Source organism: Micromonospora zamorensis, assembly GCF_900090275.1.
Taxonomy (GTDB): Bacteria; Actinomycetota; Actinomycetes; order Mycobacteriales; family Micromonosporaceae; genus Micromonospora; species Micromonospora zamorensis.
The window spans coordinates 4,086,212-4,105,862 of the sequence record NZ_LT607755.1 but is presented as its reverse complement, the minus strand read 5'-3'; the positions used below and the strand labels follow the sequence as shown (position 1 = coordinate 4,105,862).

15 protein-coding genes are annotated in these 19,651 nt (G+C 70.7%); 13 read left to right on the top strand and 2 right to left on the bottom strand.

Annotation, left to right across the window (positions count from 1 at the left end):
• The first annotated feature begins 111 nt into the window (after window positions 1–111).
• The 5 genes from GA0070619_RS17960 to malQ all read left to right on the top strand — a co-directional run bounded on the left by GA0070619_RS17960 (window position 112) and on the right by malQ (window position 6,633).
• The gene (locus tag GA0070619_RS17960; RefSeq protein WP_088949124.1) at window positions 112–1,398 is read left to right on the top strand and encodes an ABC transporter substrate-binding protein; all 1,287 of its coding nucleotides are present in this window, start codon (window positions 112–114) and stop codon (window positions 1,396–1,398) included.
• A 55-nt stretch (window positions 1,399–1,453) separates the two neighbouring features.
• Window positions 1,454–2,449: a carbohydrate ABC transporter permease gene (locus GA0070619_RS17955; RefSeq protein ID WP_088949123.1), complete on the top strand. Its 996-nt coding sequence runs from the start codon at window positions 1,454–1,456 to the stop codon at window positions 2,447–2,449.
• Window position 2,450: 1 nt separating this feature from the next.
• Window positions 2,451–3,293 (top strand): carbohydrate ABC transporter permease, encoded by an 843-nt coding sequence (locus GA0070619_RS17950; RefSeq protein WP_088949122.1) that lies wholly within the window; start codon window positions 2,451–2,453, stop codon window positions 3,291–3,293.
• A 10-nt stretch (window positions 3,294–3,303) separates the two neighbouring features.
• Window positions 3,304–4,512, top strand: coding sequence for an ABC transporter ATP-binding protein (locus GA0070619_RS17945; protein WP_088949121.1), 1,209 nt, complete (start codon window positions 3,304–3,306; stop codon window positions 4,510–4,512).
• 114 nt (window positions 4,513–4,626) lie between these two features.
• Window positions 4,627–6,633 carry a 4-alpha-glucanotransferase gene (gene malQ / locus GA0070619_RS17940; protein ID WP_088949120.1) on the top strand — a complete coding sequence of 669 codons (2,007 nt, stop codon included), beginning with the start codon at window positions 4,627–4,629 and terminating at the stop codon, window positions 6,631–6,633.
• A gap of 10 nt (window positions 6,634–6,643) precedes the next feature.
• Here the strand turns inward: malQ and GA0070619_RS17935 are convergent, their stop codons facing one another.
• Window positions 6,644–7,756 (bottom strand): winged helix DNA-binding domain-containing protein, encoded by a 1,113-nt coding sequence (locus tag GA0070619_RS17935; protein ID WP_088949119.1) that lies wholly within the window; start codon window positions 7,754–7,756, stop codon window positions 6,644–6,646.
• A 75-nt stretch (window positions 7,757–7,831) separates the two neighbouring features.
• Here GA0070619_RS17935 and GA0070619_RS33540 point away from each other — a divergent pair, with 75 nt between their 5' ends.
• The 7 genes from GA0070619_RS33540 (at window position 7,832) to wrbA (ending at window position 15,943) form a co-directional block, all read left to right on the top strand.
• The gene (locus GA0070619_RS33540; protein WP_231927086.1) at window positions 7,832–8,473 is read left to right on the top strand and encodes a hypothetical protein; all 642 of its coding nucleotides are present in this window, start codon (window positions 7,832–7,834) and stop codon (window positions 8,471–8,473) included.
• 131 nt (window positions 8,474–8,604) lie between these two features.
• The gene (locus tag GA0070619_RS17925) at window positions 8,605–12,723 is read left to right on the top strand and encodes a polymorphic toxin-type HINT domain-containing protein (protein WP_231927085.1); all 4,119 of its coding nucleotides are present in this window, start codon (window positions 8,605–8,607) and stop codon (window positions 12,721–12,723) included.
• A 9-nt stretch (window positions 12,724–12,732) separates the two neighbouring features.
• Window positions 12,733–13,341, top strand: a complete 609-nt coding sequence (locus GA0070619_RS17920) for a hypothetical protein (protein ID WP_157744045.1) — start codon at window positions 12,733–12,735, stop codon at window positions 13,339–13,341.
• 65 nt (window positions 13,342–13,406) lie between these two features.
• Window positions 13,407–13,781 (top strand): hypothetical protein, encoded by a 375-nt coding sequence (locus GA0070619_RS17915; RefSeq protein ID WP_088949116.1) that lies wholly within the window; start codon window positions 13,407–13,409, stop codon window positions 13,779–13,781.
• A 119-nt stretch (window positions 13,782–13,900) separates the two neighbouring features.
• Window positions 13,901–14,659 carry a HipA family kinase gene (locus tag GA0070619_RS17910; RefSeq protein ID WP_088951884.1) on the top strand — a complete coding sequence of 253 codons (759 nt, stop codon included), beginning with the start codon at window positions 13,901–13,903 and terminating at the stop codon, window positions 14,657–14,659.
• Window positions 14,656–15,024 carry a DUF3037 domain-containing protein gene (locus GA0070619_RS17905; protein WP_088949115.1) on the top strand — a complete coding sequence of 123 codons (369 nt, stop codon included), beginning with the start codon at window positions 14,656–14,658 and terminating at the stop codon, window positions 15,022–15,024. Before GA0070619_RS17910 ends, GA0070619_RS17905 begins: the two co-directional genes overlap by 4 nt.
• A 301-nt stretch (window positions 15,025–15,325) precedes the next feature.
• A complete protein-coding gene (gene wrbA / locus GA0070619_RS17900; protein ID WP_088949114.1) occupies window positions 15,326–15,943 on the top strand; it encodes an NAD(P)H:quinone oxidoreductase in 618 nt (205 codons plus the stop codon).
• 89 nt (window positions 15,944–16,032) lie between these two features.
• Here the strand turns inward: wrbA and GA0070619_RS17895 are convergent, their stop codons facing one another.
• Window positions 16,033–17,955: an anthranilate synthase family protein gene (locus GA0070619_RS17895; RefSeq protein WP_088949113.1), complete on the bottom strand. Its 1,923-nt coding sequence runs from the start codon at window positions 17,953–17,955 to the stop codon at window positions 16,033–16,035.
• 205 nt (window positions 17,956–18,160) lie between these two features.
• On the opposite strand from GA0070619_RS17895, the gene GA0070619_RS17890 reads away from it, so the two are divergent.
• Window positions 18,161–19,573 carry an FGGY family carbohydrate kinase gene (locus GA0070619_RS17890; protein WP_088949112.1) on the top strand — a complete coding sequence of 471 codons (1,413 nt, stop codon included), beginning with the start codon at window positions 18,161–18,163 and terminating at the stop codon, window positions 19,571–19,573.
• Window positions 19,574–19,651 lie beyond the last annotated feature (78 nt).

Below are 19,651 nucleotides of genomic sequence, written 5' to 3'. Positions count from 1 at the left end.
GGAGCATCCGGGTCGGGGTGTTTCCGCAGCTCCCTGGCCCGGGATCGTCTCGCCGTGCGCCGGGGCACGGATGGCCCCTCCCCGGTTTTCGCCGAAGAGAGGGGGAGGGCGATGACGGACCCCGAAACGGCTCGACACCGACGCCGGCCGATTGTTCGGCTGGGGGCGGCGGCTGCCACGCTGGCGCTGGTCGCACCGCTGGCCGCGTGCGGCGCCGACGACGCTGGTGGCCCACCGACGCTCAACCTGTACTACCCGCCGGAGCAGAACCTGCAGAAGGTCGTCGACGACTGCAACGCGCAGGCCCAGGGGCGCTACGAGATCGCCTACCGGGTGCTGCCCCGGCAGGCCGACGACCAGCGGGTGCAGATGGTGCGCCGGCTCGCCGCCGAGGACAGCGGCATGGACCTGCTCGGCCTGGACGTCACGTGGACCCAGGAGTTCGCCAGCGCCGACTGGATCCGCGAGTGGACCGGCCAGGACAAGGCCGAGGTCGAGCAGGGCACCCTCGCCGGGCCGTTGGACACCGCCCGCTACGAGGACAAGCTGTACGCGGCACCGAAGAACACCAACGTGCAGTTGCTCTGGTACCGCAAGGACCTCGTGCCGCAGCCGCCGACCACCTGGGACCAGATGATCAGCGCGGCCCAGCAGCTCAAGGACCAGGACAAGCCGTACCGGGTGCTCACCATGGGCGCCCAGTACGAGGGTCTGGTCGTCCTCTACAACACCCTGGCCGAGAGTGCCGGCGGAAAGATCCTCAGCGACGACGGTAAGCAGGCCGTGATGGACGACGGCACGGTGCGGGCGTTGGAGCAGTTGAAGAAGTTCGCCACGTCGGGCGTGACCTCGCCGTCGTTCAGCAACGCCACCGAGGACCCGGTCCGGTTGGAGTTCCAGTCCGGCTCGGGCGCGTTCCAGGTGAACTGGCCGTTCGTCTACCCGGCCATGCAGGAGGCCAACCCGGAGCTGGCAAAGCAGGTCGGCTGGGCGCGGATCCCCGGCATCGACGAGGGCACCCCCAGCAAGGTCACCATCGGTGGGGTCAACCTGGCGGTCAGCTCCTACTCCAAGCACCCGGAGATGTCCTTCGAGGCGGCGCGGTGCATCCGCAGCGCCGAGCACCAGAAGTTCTCCGCCATCAACGACGGTGTGCCCCCCACGATCGAAGCCGTCTACGACGAGCCGGAGATGACCGAGGCGTACCCGATGAAGGACACCATCCTGGAGGAGCTGAAGGACCCGGCCACCCGGCCGTTGACCCCCGCCTACCAGAGCATCTCCACAGTGATGTCGGCGATCCTGTCGCCGCCGTCGGCGATCAACGCGCAGAAGACCGCCGACGAGCTGCGCGGCGCCATCGCCGATGCCCTCCAGTCGAAGGGGGTGCTGCCGTGAGCGCGAGGAGTGAGCCGTTCCTGCGAGCCCCGCAGTCGCGAAGGAAGGTGGCCCCGTGAGCATCAACGCCACGCCGACGGGCGCCGATGTCGCCGCCGACGAGACCAGCGAATCCACTGGCCAGCGCGCCACTGTGCCCACCCAACGCGGCGGCCGTGGCAAGGGGCCGTTGAGTGAGAACAAGAAGGCCGAACGCCGGTTGGGTCTGCTTCTCTGCGCACCCGCCGCGTTGGTCATGGTCCTGGTGACCGCGTACCCGATCATCTATTCGGTCTGGTTGTCGTTGCAGCGTTTCGACCTGCGCTTTCCCGACCAGCGCGAGTTCATCGGGCTGGAGAACTACGTCACTGTGCTCACCAACGAGTTCTGGTGGACCGCGTTCGGGGTGACGGCGTTGATCACGGTGGTCACCGTGGCCGTCGAGCTGGTGCTCGGCATGGGCCTGGCGATCATCATGCACCGCACCCTGATCGGGCGCGGCCTGGTCCGGACCTCGGCGCTCATTCCCTACGGGATCGTCACCGTGGTCGCCGCGTTCTCCTGGCGGTACGCCTGGACGCCGGAGACCGGGTACCTGGCCAACCTGTTCAGCGACGGCGCACCGCTCACCGAGCGGGCCAGCTCCTTGGCGATCATCATGCTGGCGGAGATCTGGAAGACCACCCCGTTCATGGCGCTGCTGCTGATGGCCGGGCTGGCGCTGGTGCCGGAGGACCTGCTCAAGGCCGCCTCGACCGACGGCGCGACCGCCTGGCAGAAGTTCACCAAGGTCATGTTGCCGGTGATGAAGCCGGCGATCCTGGTTGCGCTGCTGTTCCGCACCCTGGACGCGTTCCGGGTCTTCGACAACATCTTCGTGCTCACCGCCGGAGGCAACGAGACGTCCTCGGTGTCGATGCTCGCCTACAACAACCTGATCCGGGGTCTCAACCTCGGCATCGGCTCGACGATGTCGGTGCTGATCTTCATCACCGTGGCGATCATCGCCTTCGTCTTCGTGAAGCTGTTCGGCACCGCTGCCCCCGGCAGCGACGACGGGGAGAGGCGCTGACATGGCCACCGGTACCGAAACCACCACCCGGGCGAAGGTGCGCTGGGGGCTGCTGGACGTCCTGGTGGTCGTCTTCGCGCTCGTCCCGGTGCTGTGGATCGCGTCGTTGTCGTTCAAGACGCCGGCCACCCTCACCGACGGGAAGTTCATCCCCCGCGAGTGGACGCTGGACAACTACAAGACCATCTTCGACACCGACCAGTTCGTCCGGGCCCTGGTCAACTCCATCGGCATCGCGCTGATCGCCACGCTGATCGCGGTGGTGCTCGGGGCGATGGCCGCGTACGCGATCAGCCGGCTGGACTTCCCGGGCAAGAAGCTGCTGGTCGGCGTCTCCCTGCTGATCGCGATGTTCCCGCAGGTGTCGCTGGTGTCGCCGCTGTTCGAGATCGAGCGGCAACTCGGCCTCTTCGACACCTGGCCCGGGCTGATCCTGCCGTACATCACCTTCGCGTTGCCGCTGGCGATCTACACGCTGTCGGCGTTCTTCAAGCAGATCCCGTGGGACCTGGAGAAGGCCGCGAAGATGGACGGCGCCACGCAGGGGCAGGCGTTCCGGCGGGTGATCGCGCCGCTGGCCGCGCCCGGGCTGTTCACCACGGCGATTCTGGTCTTCATCTTCTGCTGGAACGACTTCCTGTTCGCCATCACGCTGACCTCCACCGAACGCGCCCGTACGGTGCCGGTCGCCCTGTCGTTCTTCACCGGCGAGTCGCAGTTCGAGGACCCCACCGGGGCGATCTGCGCCGCCGCCGTGGTGATCACCGTTCCGATCATCCTGTTCGTTCTCTTCTTCCAGCGCCGCATCGTGTCCGGTCTGACCTCCGGCGCAGTCAAGGGATAGGTGAGTAGTCATGGCTGACATCGTGCTGGACAAGGTGAGCAAGAGTTTCCCGGACGGGACCGTCGCCGTGCAGGACGTCGACCTGGAGATCGCCGACGGCGAGTTCGTGATCCTGGTCGGCCCCTCGGGCTGCGGAAAGTCCACCACCCTCAACATGATCGCCGGGTTGGAGGACATCAGCTCCGGTGAGCTGCGCATCGCCGGGCAGCGGGTCAACGACAAGGCGCCCCGGGACCGGGACATCGCCATGGTGTTCCAGTCGTACGCGCTGTACCCGAACATGACAGTACGGGAGAACATGGCGTTCCCGCTGCGGCTGGCGAAGATGGACAAGGAGACCATCAACCGGAAGGTCGACGAGGCGGCGAAGGTGCTGGAGCTGACCTCCCTGCTGGACCGCAAGCCGGCCAACCTCTCCGGCGGTCAGCGCCAGCGGGTCGCGATGGGTCGCGCGATCGTCCGGCAGCCCAAGGCCTTCCTGATGGACGAGCCGCTGTCCAACCTCGACGCCAAGCTGCGGGTGCAGATGCGCACTGTGGTGTCCCGGTTGCAGAAGCAGCTCGGCACCACCACCGTCTACGTCACCCACGACCAGACCGAGGCGATGACCCTCGGCGACCGCGTGGTGATCATGCGCGGTGGCGCGGTGCAGCAGGTCGGGCCACCGCAGGAGCTGTACGACCACCCGCGCAACCTGTTCGTCGCCGGGTTCATCGGCTCGCCGTCGATGAACTTCCTGCACGCCGCCGTGCAGGACGGCAGCCTGCACACCGCCCTGGGTGACGTGCCGATCGGCGACCGGATCCGTCGGGAACTGGAGTCGGCCGACGCGCCCCGTGAGCTGATCCTCGGCATCCGCCCCGAGCACTTCGAGGACGCCGAGCTGGTCGACGACGACACCCGTCGCCGGGGCATGGAGTTCGAGGCGCCGGTGGACATCGTCGAGTCGATGGGCTCGGACAAGTACGTCTACTTCACCGTGGAGGGCGAGAAGGCCAGCGCCGCCGAGTTGGAGGAGTTGGCCGCCGACGCCGGTGCCGCCGACTTCGCCGGAGGCGGCGGCAACCTGGTGACCCGGCTGTCCGCGGAGTCGGCGGTCGCCGAGGGGCAGTCGCGACGGGTCTGGTTCAACCTGGAGAAGATTCACCTGTTCGATCCGGCCACCGGGCGCAACCTGACCCTGCGCGACGGTCGGGCGGCGGGGGCGCTCGACGACTGACAGCGTCCAGCGAGGTGGGCCGGCGGGTTCGCCCGCCGGCCCTCGCCGTGTCCTGCGCCGCGCGTCCGGTCGTGGCAAGGTGGTCGGAGGTCGAGTCGTGAGGCGGGGGGCGGGATGAACCGACGACTGGCCGCGCTGGCGAACGCGCACGGCGTGTCCACCTGGTACGAGGACTGGCGGCACCGCCGTGTCGAGGTCGCACCGGAGACCGTGGTGGGCGTGCTCGGGCTGCTCGGTGTGGACGCCACCAGCCCGGCTGCCATCGCCGATGCGCTCACCGCCGCCCGTGCCGTCGACCGGGGCGCACTGCCGGAGACGGTGGTGCTCGCCCACGGCACCACCCGGGCACTGCCCAGCCCGGGTGTCGTCACCCTTGAGGACGGCGGCCGCCGCGCGGTCGACAGCGAGCTGCCGGGGGACCTGCCGTTGGGCTGGCACCGGTTGGCCTGCGCCGGCCGCGAGGCGACGCTGGTGGTGGTGCCCCGTCGGCTGCCGGTGCCGCCACGCACCTGGGGTTGGATGCTCCAGCTCTACGCGCTCACCTCGGAACGCTCGTGGGGCATGGGCGACCTCGGCGATCTCGCCGAGTTCACCGGTTGGGCCGGTGACACGGGCGCGGGGCTGGTGCTGCTCAACCCGCTGCACGCAGTCGGGCCGGCGCACCCGGTCGCCGCCTCGCCCTATTCGCCCGCCAGTCGACGCTTCGTCAACCCGCTGTACCTGCGGGTCAGTGACACCGCCGCGTACCGTGCGGCGGACCCGGCCACCCGGGCGGTGGTCGACGCCCTGCGCCCCGACCGTGGGGATCTGATCGACTACGACCAGGTGTGGGCCGCCAAGCGGCGCGCCCTGGAGCTGCTGCACCCGTACGCCCAGCCGGTCGACCTTGCCGCGGACCCGGCGCTGGCCAGCTTCGCCACCTGGTGCGCGCTCGCCGAGCGGCACGGCAACGACTGGCGTGCCTGGCCGGAGGACCTGCACCACCCGGACGCCCCGGCGGTTGCCGAGCAGCGTCGGCAGCTCGCCGACCGGGTGGCCTTCCACGCCTGGTTGCAGCACCTGTGTGACGAGCAACTGGACGCCGTGACGGCGGCGGCCCGGGCGGCCGGAATGCCGGTCGGCGTGGTGCACGACCTGGCCGTCGGCATCGACCCCGGAGGCGCGGACGGCTGGCAGCTCGCCGACGTGCTGGCCCAGGGTGTGCGGGTCGGCGCGCCGCCGGACGACTTCAACCAGCTCGGCCAGGACTGGGGGCTCGCCGCCTGGCGTCCCGACCGGCTCGCCGCCACCGGGTACGCGGCCTACCGGGACATGCTGCGCCGGACCCTGCGACACGCGGGTGGTCTGCGGGTCGACCACGTCGCCGGCCTGTGGCGGCTGTGGTGGGTGCCGCCGGGCGCCGGCGCGGCCGAGGGCACCTACGTGCGCTACGACGCCGAGGCGATGCTCGGCATCCTCGCGCTGGAGGCGCACCGGGCCGGCGCGGTGGTGGTCGGGGAGGATCTCGGCACCGTCCAACCCGCGGTGACCCGTGGGCTGCGCGGGCGCAACATGCTCGGCTCGACAGTGCTGTGGTTCGCTCGCGACGACGACGGCGGGTTCGTCCCGCCGGCCCGTTGGCCGCGCAACGCCCTCGCCACGATCTCCACACACGACCTGCCCACCGCGCCGGGTTTCCTGACCGGCGAGCACGTCCGGGTGCGCGACGAGTTGAAGCTGCTCGGCACCGACGTGGCGGTGGAGCGGGCCCGGGCCGCCACCGACCGGGAGCGGATGCTGGACATGCTGCGTGCCGAGAGCCTGCTGCCCGACCCGGCGCCGACCGCCGAGCCAGCGTCGCCCGGTGCGGCTCCGACACCCGACGACGGCGAGGTGGTGGTGGCGATGCACGCCGCGCTCGCGGCCAGCCCGACCCGGTTGCTCGGCGTCTCCCTCTACGACGTGCTTGGCGAGGTGCGCCAACCCAACATGCCGGGCACTGTGGACGAGTATCCGAACTGGCGGCTGCCACTGCCGAAAACCGTGGCGGAGATCCGCTCGGATCCTCGGGTGACCCGGATCGTCGACCTGCTCAGCACCGCCCGCCCACGACGGGCCGACAGGGCCCCGACCGAGGATTGACGCGGCGCGGTCAGGTCAGCCAGTCGAAGCGGGGAGGCAACCCGAGGAAGTCCGCGTACCGTCCGAGCGCCTGCTCCACCCGAGCCCGCGCCGCGGCGTCGAGCATCGTCAGCGGCTGGACCGTCACGGTGACCGCGGTGCGGCCGACCTTGCGCTTCCACACGCCCACCACCCGCCCGGAGCGGACCACTGTGGCCTGGAAGATCCCGTTGTTGCCGGGCACCACGGCCGCCTGGTGTGCGGGGTCGAGCATCAACGAGCGGTCCCGGTAGCCGAGCAGGTATTCGTCGAAGCCCGGCAGCACGATCGTGTCGTCCAGCGGGGGAGGGGCGGTGTCGGCCAGCGCCGCGTCGACGTGCATCGGCTCGCCGTCGACCCGTACCGTGCTCAGCAAGTCATCGGCGGCGGCGGCCAGGCCGCGCCGCGCGTCGGTCAGGGTGAGACCCGTCCAGCCGGCGAACTCGCGGGCGGTGACCGGCCCGTGCCCGCGGACGTAGCGGTGGGCGAGCAGGGCCAGCGCCTCGTCCCGTTCCAGGTGGCGTGACTCGGGAGCCCACTCGTCCAGCAGCGCGAAGGTCTGTTCGGTGCCCAGGTTCGGTGCCACGCAGGTCACCCCGCGGACACTCGCGTACCAGAGCAGGTGGTAGCCGCGCTGGCCGTCGGTCCCGATGCCGGCGGCGCGCAGGGCGGCGAGGCACTGCGCGCGGGTGAGCCGGCCGCCACCGGCCAGAGCGCTGCCGAGGACGTCCACCGCCCGGTCCGCGTCGGTCTCGGTGAGCCCGAGCTGCGCGCGCCGGGTCGCCGCGCCAGCCAGCGAGCGTACGCCGGTCAGCTCCAGCATCCAGCGGGCGTCTGCGGGAGGGACGAGGTGAACGGTGCCCCGCATCGGCCAGGTGCGCAGTGCCTCACGTCGCTCCAGCGCCGCCTGCACGTCGACGACGCTCTGCCCGGGCAGCCGCGCGCCCAACGACCACAGACCGCTCGCCAGATCCTGCGCCTGCATCGCGCCGAACCACTGGACCACCTCGGCGACGTCGCCGGGCCGGATGCTCGGGTGCGGGCGCAGCAGCAGACTCATCATCCGCAGATCGAGCGCCTCGGACGCCGTGAGCTCCCTGGTCATCGGACCCCTTTCCCCGCAATCGGTTGCGCCAGGTTAGGGCACCCGACGGACAGCGGGACCCACGGCGAGACGTAGATGTGGCACGATCTCCCCTGTCACCATCTGGTGCTGCAGCGGCACCACCGCGTCGCTTCGCGCTTCACTGTGCGGACGGCGTGGTTCTCGGGTGACTTCACACGGGGTGAACGATCAGTGCAGATTTCTTCCTGGAAGACGGCCATCGCCGGCGGTGCCGCTGTTGTGCTGGCCAGCGCCGCAGCCGTAATCGTCAGTCAACTTCCTTCCGCAGCCGAGGACACGCCGCCCTCGATTGTGGAGGACTACGCCTACCCGGGTGCCGCGCAGGTGCTGGCCCAGCGGGGCGTCAAGTTGATCAAGGGTGATGGTCACATCGTCCTGGCCGACTGTGGTTCGACCCCCAACAACCCGCCGGATGATCTGATCCTGGTGCAGAGCAACGACCTTACGTTGCCGGGTGGCGTCAACTTCTGCTTCAAGGCCAGCGGCGCCTCGGGCCTGCTCACCATGGAGATCCCCAAGGTCTACTTCGTCCGTGGCGACGTCACGCGCACGCTCGCGGCGAAGGTCGAGGTCAAGGACGATCCCGCCGTGGTCGAGGTCGAAGAGGTCCTGCCCAGGGAATGGCAGCCGGTCGGCGTTGGTCAGGACCGCGGCGAAGCCACGATCCTCGAACTGCGTTACCCCTTCACCTCCTAAGGGTCTACCACGTCGATTCAGAGGACGGGCTCCGGCCCATCCTCTGAATCCGTGCGTCCGTCGAACCCGCCGCCCTGTCGGCGGCGGGATCATCATGGCGATTTCCAAAACTGCGGTTCAAGGGGTGGATCGTGTCCAGAATACATCGAAGTCTATCGAATAAATGGCGGTTTCGAGGTCGAACGATGCTCGCGGCGGCACTGGTCGCGACCGTGTCGATCAGCGTGCTGGCCGTGCCGGCGTCGGCAGCTGACGACATAGAGGTGGCCGACAGTCGCTATCAGGCGTTGCTGCTGCTCCGGACAGGCGGCCCGAGCGTCGCCCGCGCTGCCGAGCAGGCACTCGTCGGCAGCGACGAAGATGTGGCCACGTTCCTGGTGGACGACTACTTCGCCGCCCGGCAGCAGGACGATCTGACGCGTGTCGAGGAGTATGCCGGCCTCGGCGGCACCACGATGAAGAACGCGGCCGAGAGCGCGCTGCTCGGCAGCGTCGAGGCTCGCCGGACGTTCCTCAACGGAGGGTGGGAGGCCGCTTTCGCCATCGACGAGCGGATCCGCCTTGCGCAGGTCATCAATGCCGGCGGTAATGAGGTCAAACGCGCCGGTCAGGTCGCGCTGAACAGCAGCGACGAGGCCGTTACCGAATTCCTGTCCCGGGGCCAGCACGACGCCCAGCAACTCGATGACCGCATCCGCACCGGTCAGCTGCTTTCGGGAGGCGGCCCATACGTCAAGGCTGCGGCGACGGCGGCCCTGAACGGAACTCCGGAGGACATCCGCGAGTTCCTGCTGTACGGCCAGCATGTGGCCCGGGCGCGTGACCAGGAGATGCTGACCATCTCTCAACTCGCCGACCTGGCCCGGGACGCGGGCCTGCTGGCAGCCCAGGAGACCCTGCAGGCGGAACACGCCGCAGACCGGGCGGTGGAGTCGGCTCGCCTGGCCAAGGAGGCAGCGCAGCGGGCAGCCGCGGAGACCATCGCGGCGAGGGACTCGGCGACGGACGCCGCGGCAGCGGCCGCACGGGCGGCCGCGGCCGCCGGTCGCGCCGCCGACGCCGCAAAGCGTGCGATCGGCGCGGCCAACGCCGCCAGCTCAGCCGCACGGGTGGCGTCCGCGTCAGCGGCTCGCGCCGCCCAGGCTGCCGCACTGGCGGGCAACGCGGCGTCACGGGCGTACACGGCGGCGTCGAAGGCCGCGGGCGACGCCACGAAGGCGCAGCAGGCGCGGGACGCGGCGAAGGTCGCCCGGGACGCGGCGAAGCAGGCACGGCGAGCCGCGGACGCCTCCGAGGCGTCCAAGCGGGCCTCGTCGGCCGCCGACAGCGCGGGGGTCGCCGCAGCGAGTGCGGCCGGCAACTCGATCGCCGCAGCGGAGGCTGCGGAGCAGGCCGCGAATCAGTCGAACGTGTCCTCGGCCGAGGCGGCCAAGGCTCGGCAGGCTGCGGCGCGAGCCCGTGCCAAGGCCCAGGAGTCGCAGCGCGCTGCCAACGCTGCCGCTTTGGAGGCGCGCCGCGCCTCGGTCGCCGCCGGGCAGGCCACCACCGCTGCCCGCGCTTCCGCAACCCATGCCGAGAACGCGGCGCTGGCCGCGGAGGAGGCCGCGGCGCGAGCAGGAGATGCGGCGTACGCGGCTCAGATGGCAACCCAGCACGCGAAGAACGCCATGACCGCCGCCGAAGACGCCGCCAAGGCTGCCGAGCAGGCGCGGTTGGTCGAGGTGGATGCCCGGCAGGCAGACGCCGAACGGCTGGCGGCGATGACCGCCGAAGCCGTGATGGCAGCCGAGGTCGAGCGGACAGAGGAAGCCGAGCGACTCGCTCAGGCTGCCTGGGACGAGGCGCAGGAGAAGCAGCGTGACGAGGAGACCCGGGCGCTGCTGGCTTCGGCCACTGCGCCCGGTGCCGCTCCGGAAGTGGTGCTCGCCAATGGTCGTCGGGTGGCCGCGCGGCTGATGCAGACCGGCGGGACGTGGACGCGGATAGCGGCCGAAGAGGCCCTCATCGGCTCCGAGCTCGACGTGCGGGCGTTCGTGACCACCGGGCTGAACCTGGCGGCCGCTCAGGACGATCGGGCGGTGGTCGCTCACCTGGCGGACAGCACTGACAAGCCGGCACTCAAGACCGCTGCCGAGACGGCGCTGACCAGGTCCGATGCCGATGTGCGCGAGTTCCTGCGGACCCGCAGCTATCCCGGCAAGACCGAGGACGACCGAATTCTCATCGGTCAGCTGATCACTGCCGGTGGACCCACCACGAAGACGGCGGCGCAGGCAGCTCTGAACGGCACCGACCAGGATCGGCACGAATTCCTCAGGGTTGGCCGTTACACGGCGGCTGAGCAGGACGACCGCATCCGGGTCGCCCAGGTGATGAGTGCTGGCGGCCCCGAGACCAAGGCGGCAGCCACGATCGCGCTCGCCGGTCCACGGTCGGCTCTGCGGCATTTCCTCACTGCCGGGCAGCACCAGGCCCGACAGCGGGATCAGGAGACGACAGCGCACGTCGCCAAGATCAAGGCGATGATTGCGGACGCGGGGCGCAGCGCCGCTCTCGCCCGGGTCGATGCTGCCCGCGCGGCGGAAGCGGCGGCACGGGCCCGATCCGCCGCCGCTGAGGCGGAAGGGTACGCGCAGCAGGCCGCCATCTCGGCTGAGCAGGCAGCGACCTACGCTGCGCAGGCCCAGCAGTCGGCGGTGGCGGCCCAACAGTCCGCGGTGGACGCGGCCGCGTCGGCGCAGACGGCCAAGAATGCGGCCGCGAGCGCGCGGGCCGACGCGCAGGCGGCGGAGAGATCCGCGCAGGCGGCGACGACCTCGGCGTCCAGGGCGGCCAACTACGCGGCCGACGCTCAGCAGTCGGCGGCGCGGGCGAAGGCGTCGGCCGAGGAGGCCGGCAAGAGCGCGGCGGAGGCGCGGCAGTACGCCACCGAGGCGCTCCAGGCGGCGATCACCCTGCAACGTCAGGAGGCCGAGGCGCGGCGTGCCGCCGGCACACCCGACCCGGGCAGCGTCGAGTGCAATCTGTACATGCACTTGGAGCGAATCTGCTCCAACCCGCTCCTCGGCGCGATCGAACGTGGTGACAACTGGTGCACCCAGGCGTGGGGCCACGGCCCTCTCTGTGATGGTGTCGTCGAGTACTACGACCGCAAGGACGCCGCAGAGGGCAAGCTGGTCGGGCAGATTCTGCTCACCATCTGTGGCTTCATCCCGGTGGTGGGTGAACCGTGCGACGCCGTCGACGCCCTTATCGCCTATCTGGACGGCGACACCGAAGGGGCACTGCTGTCACTGGCCGCGATGATCCCGGTCGCAGGTTGGATCGCCGGCGGCAAACGTGGCACAGACCTTCTGCGGGAGCTGTACAAGTTCGGGAGCAAGGGCTGCAAGAAGGCCAGTAGTTTCCTCCCGGGGACGCCGGTGCTGATGGCCGACGGATCCACCCGCGCGATCGACAAGCTGAACATCGGCGACGAGGTGCTGGCCACGGACCCGGTCAACTCCGTCACCGAGGGTCGCCAGGTGACCCGGACGATCCACAGCACGGGCGAGAAGAACCTCGTCGAGGTCACCATCGATGCCGACGGCCCGGCCGGCTCGGCCGAGACGACGGTGACGGCCACGGACAACCACCCGTTCTGGGTGCCGGAGCTGAACGAGTGGGTGCAGGCCGCGGCTCTGCTGCCCGGTCAGTGGTTGCGGACCTCGGCGGGCACGGCCGTTCAAATCGCCAAGGTCAGCCGCCACACGGAGGTGACGCAGGTCCACAACCTGACGGTGGACGGGCTGCACACCTACTACGTCGCGCCGGCGGACGTCTCGGTGCTGGTGCACAACACCAGCGCGTGCAAGGTAACCAAGACCGAGCACATGAACGACGTCGAGATCGCGCAGTCCCACGAAATCGGTGACCACCTCGGCGGAAAAGAGTTCGTCGGCCAGCCGCAAAAAGACACCCCGGGCATCGACGGCTGGCTGGACGGCGTGCCAACCAGTTTGAAGGAGTACACAGGTACCAGTGGAAGCGGGGTCCTGCGTCACGCCACAAAGGCCGAGCAGCAGCTCAAGAACGCGTCCTACAGCAATGCGCTCCTCTACATTCGCGCCGAGAACATGGACCACGCGAAGTTGTTGGACTTCGCCAGAGGGGGGCCGATCGAAGCCATCTCGCGGCAGGGTGTCGTGAAGGAGATCCACATCAAGACGAAGACTGGTTGGATTCGCTGCTTGGCCGGTGTCTGCAGCTAGGGTTCGGCAGTGGCAATCGAGTGGCACTGCAGAGTGAATCGTTCCTTCACCTTGCGGGAGGCTCTCGCGCACACGGGCGTCCGACTGGCCGAGATCCTCGGCCAGTCGGGCTCTCCGGTTCAGGTGCAGGCTGCCGCTGCCACGGTCGCGCGGCGGCGTGGCGGCACAGGCGTGCCAGCGTCGGACGCGAAGCTCGATGAGCGACTCGATCCTCTCGCCGACGAATTGAACGACGACCTCGACATGTTCTTCGAGTTGCCCGAGTGCGAGGCGGGGGCCCTGATCAGCGCTGACCTGTTTCTCCCAGGCAGCGAGGATCCTGAGTCCGGCTTGTTCGTCTGGGTGAGCTCACAGCGGGATCCAGCCTCGCAGGTGCTGGCCATTGCTGCGACGATCGCTCTGGCCGAGTGCGGTGACGGGGAGGTCATCGACGAGTACGGGTATCTTTCCGACGTGCGGTTGAATCCGCCAGCCGAGCTGTTCGAGCGGCTGCGCGTGACGGCACCGCAGGAATCTCTCGACGCCGCCGTCGATGCCGTACTGGCCAAGACCCGGCTCAAACGGCGATTTCCCCGCTCCGACACCCCGCCGGAAGCACCACCCAAGGGTGTGGCATAACGGCCCAGGCAGTGGGAAGGCGGTCACCCGGAAGTGCGCGCGCCGCGCGTACGGAAGGGAGTCCCATGACTGCCGCAAGCGAACCGGCCGGGTCGCGGACCCACCGGGCGTCCACCACCGCCGCCAAGACCAGCGCGGCCGCCACCTTCGCGCTGGTCTTCGGGGTGGCCGGCCTGCTCAGCGTGCTGACCGCCATCCTCGCCTGGATCGGGCTGGTGCTCGGCATCATCGGCATCATCCTCGGCATCGTCGGGCTGAAGATGGCCCGCCGGCCCGGGGTGACCGGCCGGGGCGTGGCCATCGGCGGCCTCGTGTTGAGCATCCTGGCCGTCCTGATCGGCCTGGGCCTCGCCGCGGGCATCACCACCTTCGTCAACAACGACAGCGCGGTGGACCGCCTCCAACAGCAGGTCGACGACCTACGCGACAAGCTCGACTGACCCACCCGCTTCGGCGGGCACGCACCGGTGAGCGTGATGACTGTGAGGCATTTTTATGACTCAGAGGTATCGCGCTCACCGGTGCGGGCCGGGCAACCGGTCCCAGTAGGGTGGGCGTCGTGCTCCGCCAGGTCACCGCGATCCGCTACGTCACCCCGCTGCGCGAGGGTGGGTCGCTGCCTGGCGTCGTGGAGGCCGACGACCTGGGCACGTACGTGGCGAAGTTCCGAGGCGCCGGCCAGGGGCCCAAGGCGCTGATCGCCGAGGTTATCTGCGGTGAGTTGGCCCGCCGCCTGGAGCTGCGGGTGCCCCCGCTGGTGGTGCTCGACATCGACCCGGTCATCGGGCGGGCCGAGCCCGACCAGGAGGTGCAGGAGCTGCTGCGCAACAGCGGCGGCGCCAACCTGGGGATGGACTTCCTCCCCGGGGCGCTCGGCTTCGACCCGATGGCGCATCCCGTCGACGCGGCGCTGGCCTCCCGGGTGCTCTGGTTCGACGCGTACGTGGAGAACGTCGACCGGAGTTGGCGTAACCCGAACCTGCTGGTCTGGCACCGCGAGCTGTGGTTGATCGACCACGGGGCCTCGCTGTACTTCCACCACAACTGGCCCCGGGCCCAGGCGGCAGTGCACCGGGCCTACCGAGCTGAGGATCACGTGCTCGCCCCGTACGCGTCACTGTTGGCCGAGGCCGACGCCGAGCTGGCCCCCCGGGTCACCCCGGAGCTGCTCACCGAAGTGCTCGCCCTGGTGCCGGCGGACTGGCTGACCGCTGCCGATTTCGAGACGGCCGACGCCGCGCGGGCCGCGTACCTGGAGCACCTGTCCCGCCGGGTCGCCCGCAGGGCCGACTGGCTGCCGCAGGGGAGCGCGGCATGAGGCATCCCTTCGAGTACGCGCTGATCCGGCTGGTGCCCCGCATCGAGCGCGGCGAGCAGATCAACGTCGGGGTGTTGCTCTACTGCCAGCAACGTGACTTCCTGGCGGCGCGCACGCACCTCGACGCCGACCGGGTCCGCGCACTGGCACCCGACGTGGACCTGCCGGCGGTGGCCGCGGTGCTCGACTCCCTGAACCGGACGTGCGCCGGCGACGGGCCGGCGACCCGGATGCGACTCGGCGAGCGGTTCCACTGGCTGGCGGCTCCGCGCAGCACGATGATCCAGACCGGGCCGGTGCACACCGGGCTCACCGCTGACCCGGCGGCCGAGCTGGACCGGCTGATGGCGGCCCTGGTCCACTGAGCGCGTCCGCCACCCGGTGTGAGCACGCTGGACGGCCCCTGATCGCGCTACGCCAGCGTCGTTGGTGGCGGAGCGCGATCCCCCGTTCAGGTGCCCGGTGCAGGGCGGCGGCTGGTTCCCGCCGGCACCGATGGCATCAGGATCGTCGTCTATGCGGGGCGCAGGGCGAAAACCACCGGGAAGTTGCGGAAAAATTGAGCCCCGCCGATCGGTGGGTGGGATCGTCCGGGCGCCGCCGTTAGAGATCGCGCGCGACGGGTAGTCGCGAGAGCTGACCCGAGACGAGATAGGGGAACATCTGATGGCTGCCCAGACCAAGGTAGCGGTGATCTACTACAGCGCCACCGGCATCACGTACCAGATGGCTCAGGCGGCCTGCGAGGCCGCCGGGGAGGCCGGCGCCGAGGTGCGCCTGCGCAAGGTGCGTGAGTTGGCGCCGGACGAGGCGATCCGCTCCAACTCCGGCTGGCAGGCGCACCGTCTGGAGACCCAGGACGTGCCCGAGGCGATGGTCGACGACCTGTCCTGGGCCGACGTGGTGATCATGGGGGCGCCCACCCGGTACGGCATGGTCGCGGCCCAGCTCAAGCAGTTCATCGACACCACCGGCCCGCTGTGGGCGCAGGGAGCGCTGGCCAACAAGGTCTACTCCGCCTTCACCTCCACGGCGACCTCGCACGGCGGGCAGGAGACCACGCTGACCTCGCTCTTCAACGTCTTCTACCACTGGGGCGGTGTGGTGGTCACCCCCGGCTACACCGACACCAGCCAGTTCATCGCCGGCAACCCGTACGGCGCCTCGCACACGAGCAACAACGGGGAGATCGCCCCGGACGCCGTGGCACTCGGCGCCTGTGCGCTGACCGCGCGGCGTGCGGTGCTGCTGGGCACCGCGCTGAAGGCGGGCATGGCCGGCTGACGGCGGAAACGACCGGTGGCGCGGGCGGGGGCTGGCTCTCGGCCCGTCCGTGCCACCGGTCGTTCCAGCCCTACCCTCCGGCGGAGCGACTATGCGCGCCCGCCGGTGGTGGACAGCTCGTCGGCGCGCGGTGCCGGCAGCAGGTCGGTCAGCAACTCGGTCAGCACGGCGAGCCCGTCCGGGCTGAGCACCGACTCGGGGTGAAACTGCACCCCGGCGAAGCCACGTCCCCGGAGGGCGTGCACGGCCCCGTCACCCGGATCCCGGGCCAACTCCACCGGCCCGTACGCCGTGTCCAGCCGGTCCGCCTCCGCGCGGGCGGTGAACGTCGAGTAGAACCCCACCCGCCGGGTTGTGCCGAACAGCGGCACCTCCCGCTGCAACCCCTGGTAGGGCGCGTCCCTGCGGTGCAGCGGCAGCCCCAACTGACCGGCCAGCACCTGGTGGCCGAGGCAGACGGCGAGGGTGGGTCGGCCGGTCGCCAGCAGCCCGCCCAGCAGCTCCCGCAGCGCCACCATCTTCGGCTCGTCGGTGCTGCCCGGGTCACCCGGCCCGGGACCGGCCACCACCAGGTCGTACCCGTCGACCGAGCCGCTCGCGTGCCACGGTCGGGTGGTCACCGCGAGACCCAACGCGCCCAGCTGGTGGGCCAGCATGCCGGTGAAGGTGTCCTCGGCGTCCACGATCAACGCCTGACGGCCCACCAACCCGGGCAGCCCGGGTGCGTCCGGTGCCCGCTGGTCCAACCAGAACCGCGCCAGCGGTGCGTTGCGCATGGCCAGCGCGTCGCGTACCGCGGGGTCGTCGGCCAGCCGCGCGACCGGCTCGCTCCCACGGTCGGGCGCCGCCGGCCCGAGGCCGAGAGCAGCCAGCACACCGGCGGCCTTGGCGTGCGTCTCGGCCACCTCACCGGCCGCCGTCGAGTGCCGGACCAGGGTGGCACCCACCGGGACCCGCAGCCGGCCGGTGGGGGAGATCTCCGCGGTGCGGATCAGGATCGGGGCGTCGAGCGTCTGTCGGCCGGCCTCGTCGTGGCCGAGCAGGGCCAGCACGCCGGAGTAGTAACCGCGGCCCCGGCGCTCGTGTCGGGCGATCACCCGGCAGGCGTTCTCCATCGGGCTGCCCGTCACGGTGGGGGCGAACATCGTCTCGCGCAGCACCTCCCGCACGTCCCGGGTGCCCCGCCCGGCGAGCAGGTATTCGGTGTGCGCCAGGTGTGACATCTCCTTCAGGTACGGGCCGATCACCTGGCCGCCGTGCTCGGCGACGGTGGCCATCATCTTCAGCTCCTCGTCGAGCACCATGTACAGCTCCTCGACCTCCTTCGGGTCGTCGAGGAACCGCAGCAGCGCCTCCCGGTCCGGGGTGTCACCCGCGCGCCGGAAGGTGCCGCTGATCGGGTTCATCATGACCAGGCCGTCGTCGACGCTGACGTGTCGTTCCGGGCTCGCGCCGACCATCGTCCGGGTGCCGGTGTGCACCACGAACGTCCAGTACGCGCCGCGCTCGGCGACCAGCAACCGGCGCAGCGCGGCCAGCGCCGCCATCAGCGGTGGGCCCTGCACTGTGGCGTGCATGGTGCGGTGGATGACGAAGTTGGCGCCCTCGCCGCGGCCGATCTCCTCGGCGAGCACCCGGTGCACGGTCCGTGCGTACTCCTCGTCGGTGATGTCGAAGGCCGCGTCGATCGTGCGGACCTGCTCGTCGGGCAGGATTGCCAGGGCGTCGGCCAGGGCGATCCGTCGATGGTCGCGGACCTGCAGGCATTCCAGCGGGGCGCCGTCGTCGACGCAGGCGAAGCCGCGTTCGGAGATCTGCCGGAACGGCACCAGGGCCAGCGTCTGCGCACCGGGTGCGCCCGGCGTCAGCGGGATGTCCGCGAGCCGTTCGACAGTGTCGACCGGGCCGGTGAACAGCTCCAGCTCGCCCGCGCCCTCACGGCGTAGCAGGGCGAAGGGACCAGGGTCGACACCGCTGGCGATGGCGGCGATCAGGTCGGTCAGGTGGGTCATCGGGGTCTCCGTCGGGCTGGGCGCCGCCGTTGAGGCAGCCATCCGGCCGGGAGATCCGGCGGCCGCCTGGAGGGCGGCCGCGTGGATGAAGCTACGCGCGGAGGGTGGCCGCCGGGTCGGCGGGCCACCAACTGGTCAGATGCGCGAACATGTGATCCACCCTACGCGCCCGTTGCCCTGTTCGCACCGGGTAACTTGACCGGCGATGAACATTCTCGCGCTCGATCTGGGTACCTCCTCCGTCCGGGGGTTGGTGCTGGACGGGGACACCCAGCCGCTGCCCGGTGCCCTGGCCCGGCGCAAGGTCGACCTCGCCATCGGCGACGACGGCACCGGCACGCTGTCCGGTCCCGACTATCTCGCCTCCCTGGTCGAGTGCCTGGACGAGTTGGCCGACGCGGGGCACCTGCACGACGTCGGTCTGGTGGCGGTCTCCGCGCAGTGGCACTCGGTGCTCCCGCTGGACCGAGCCGGTGCCCCGATGGGCCCGGTGGTCACCTGGCTGGACACCCGGCCCGCGCCGGTCGGCGGCACGGCGGGGCCGGCCGACCCGGACGGCTTCCACCAACGCACCGGCTGCTGGTGGCACCGCTCGTACTGGTCGATGCGGTTGCCCTGGTTGCGGGAGCAGTCCGGCAGCCCGATCGCCCGGTTCGTCGGTCTGCCCGAGTACGTGCTGGGCGAGCTGCTCGACTCGGCGCCCATGTCGATCTCCCAGGCCTCCGGGACCGGCCTGCTGGACCTGCGCACCCTGCGCTGGGACGAGGAGGCGCTGACGCTGGCCGGGGCGCGACCGCAGGACCTGCCGCCCCTCGGGGAGCTGAACTGGCACGGCCGGCTGCGGGCCGACCTGGCCGGCCGTTGGCCGCAGCTGGCGCAGGCCCGGTGGTCACCGCCGGTCGGCGACGGCGGCGCGTCGAACGTCGGTTCGGGCTGCGTCGACCCGAGCCGGGCCGCCGTCACAGTGGGCACCTCCGCGGCCGTACGGCTGATGCAGCGGATCCCGGCCGGCGAGCCGATGCCCCGGCTCCCCGAACGGCTGTGGCGTTACCGGGTCGACCACGACCACGTGGTGACCGGCGCGGCGTACGCCTGCGGAGGCAACCTGTTCGCCTGGGCGGACCGGGAGCTGCGGTTGCCCCGGGGCGCGGAGCTGGACGCGGCGTTGGCGCTGGTGCCGACGGGCGGTGGCCGACCGGCCGACCCCCGCTTCGGTGGCGACCGGGCGCCCGGCCTGGCGCCGGCGGGCAGCGGCGAACTGCGTGGCCTCAGCTTCAGCACCACCTCGGTGGACATCCTGGCCGGGCTGATGCAGGGGCTGTGTGACCTGGTCACAGAGGATCTCGCCGTGCTGGAGTCCACCATCGACAAACCGGTCGGTGTGGTGCTGGGTGGGGGTGCCGTGGCAGCGTCGGTGTGGTGGCGGCAGGCCTTCGCCGCCGCGCTCGCACCGCGGCCGGTGTCGCACCAACGCAACCCGGAGATCGGCGCCACCGGCGCGGCACTGGTGGCACTTGGCCGGTTCGGTGACGCGATCGGCCTCGCCGACATCGGCCGGACGGACGAGCTGGTCCTGCCGACCACGGCAGGACGGTCCCACCCGCAGTATCCTTCCTGAACCTCCGCGTTGCCCGGGCCGTTGACAGCGCTCCCGAGCCTGGTTGGATGGACGGCGCTCCCCGGACCGCGGTGGACG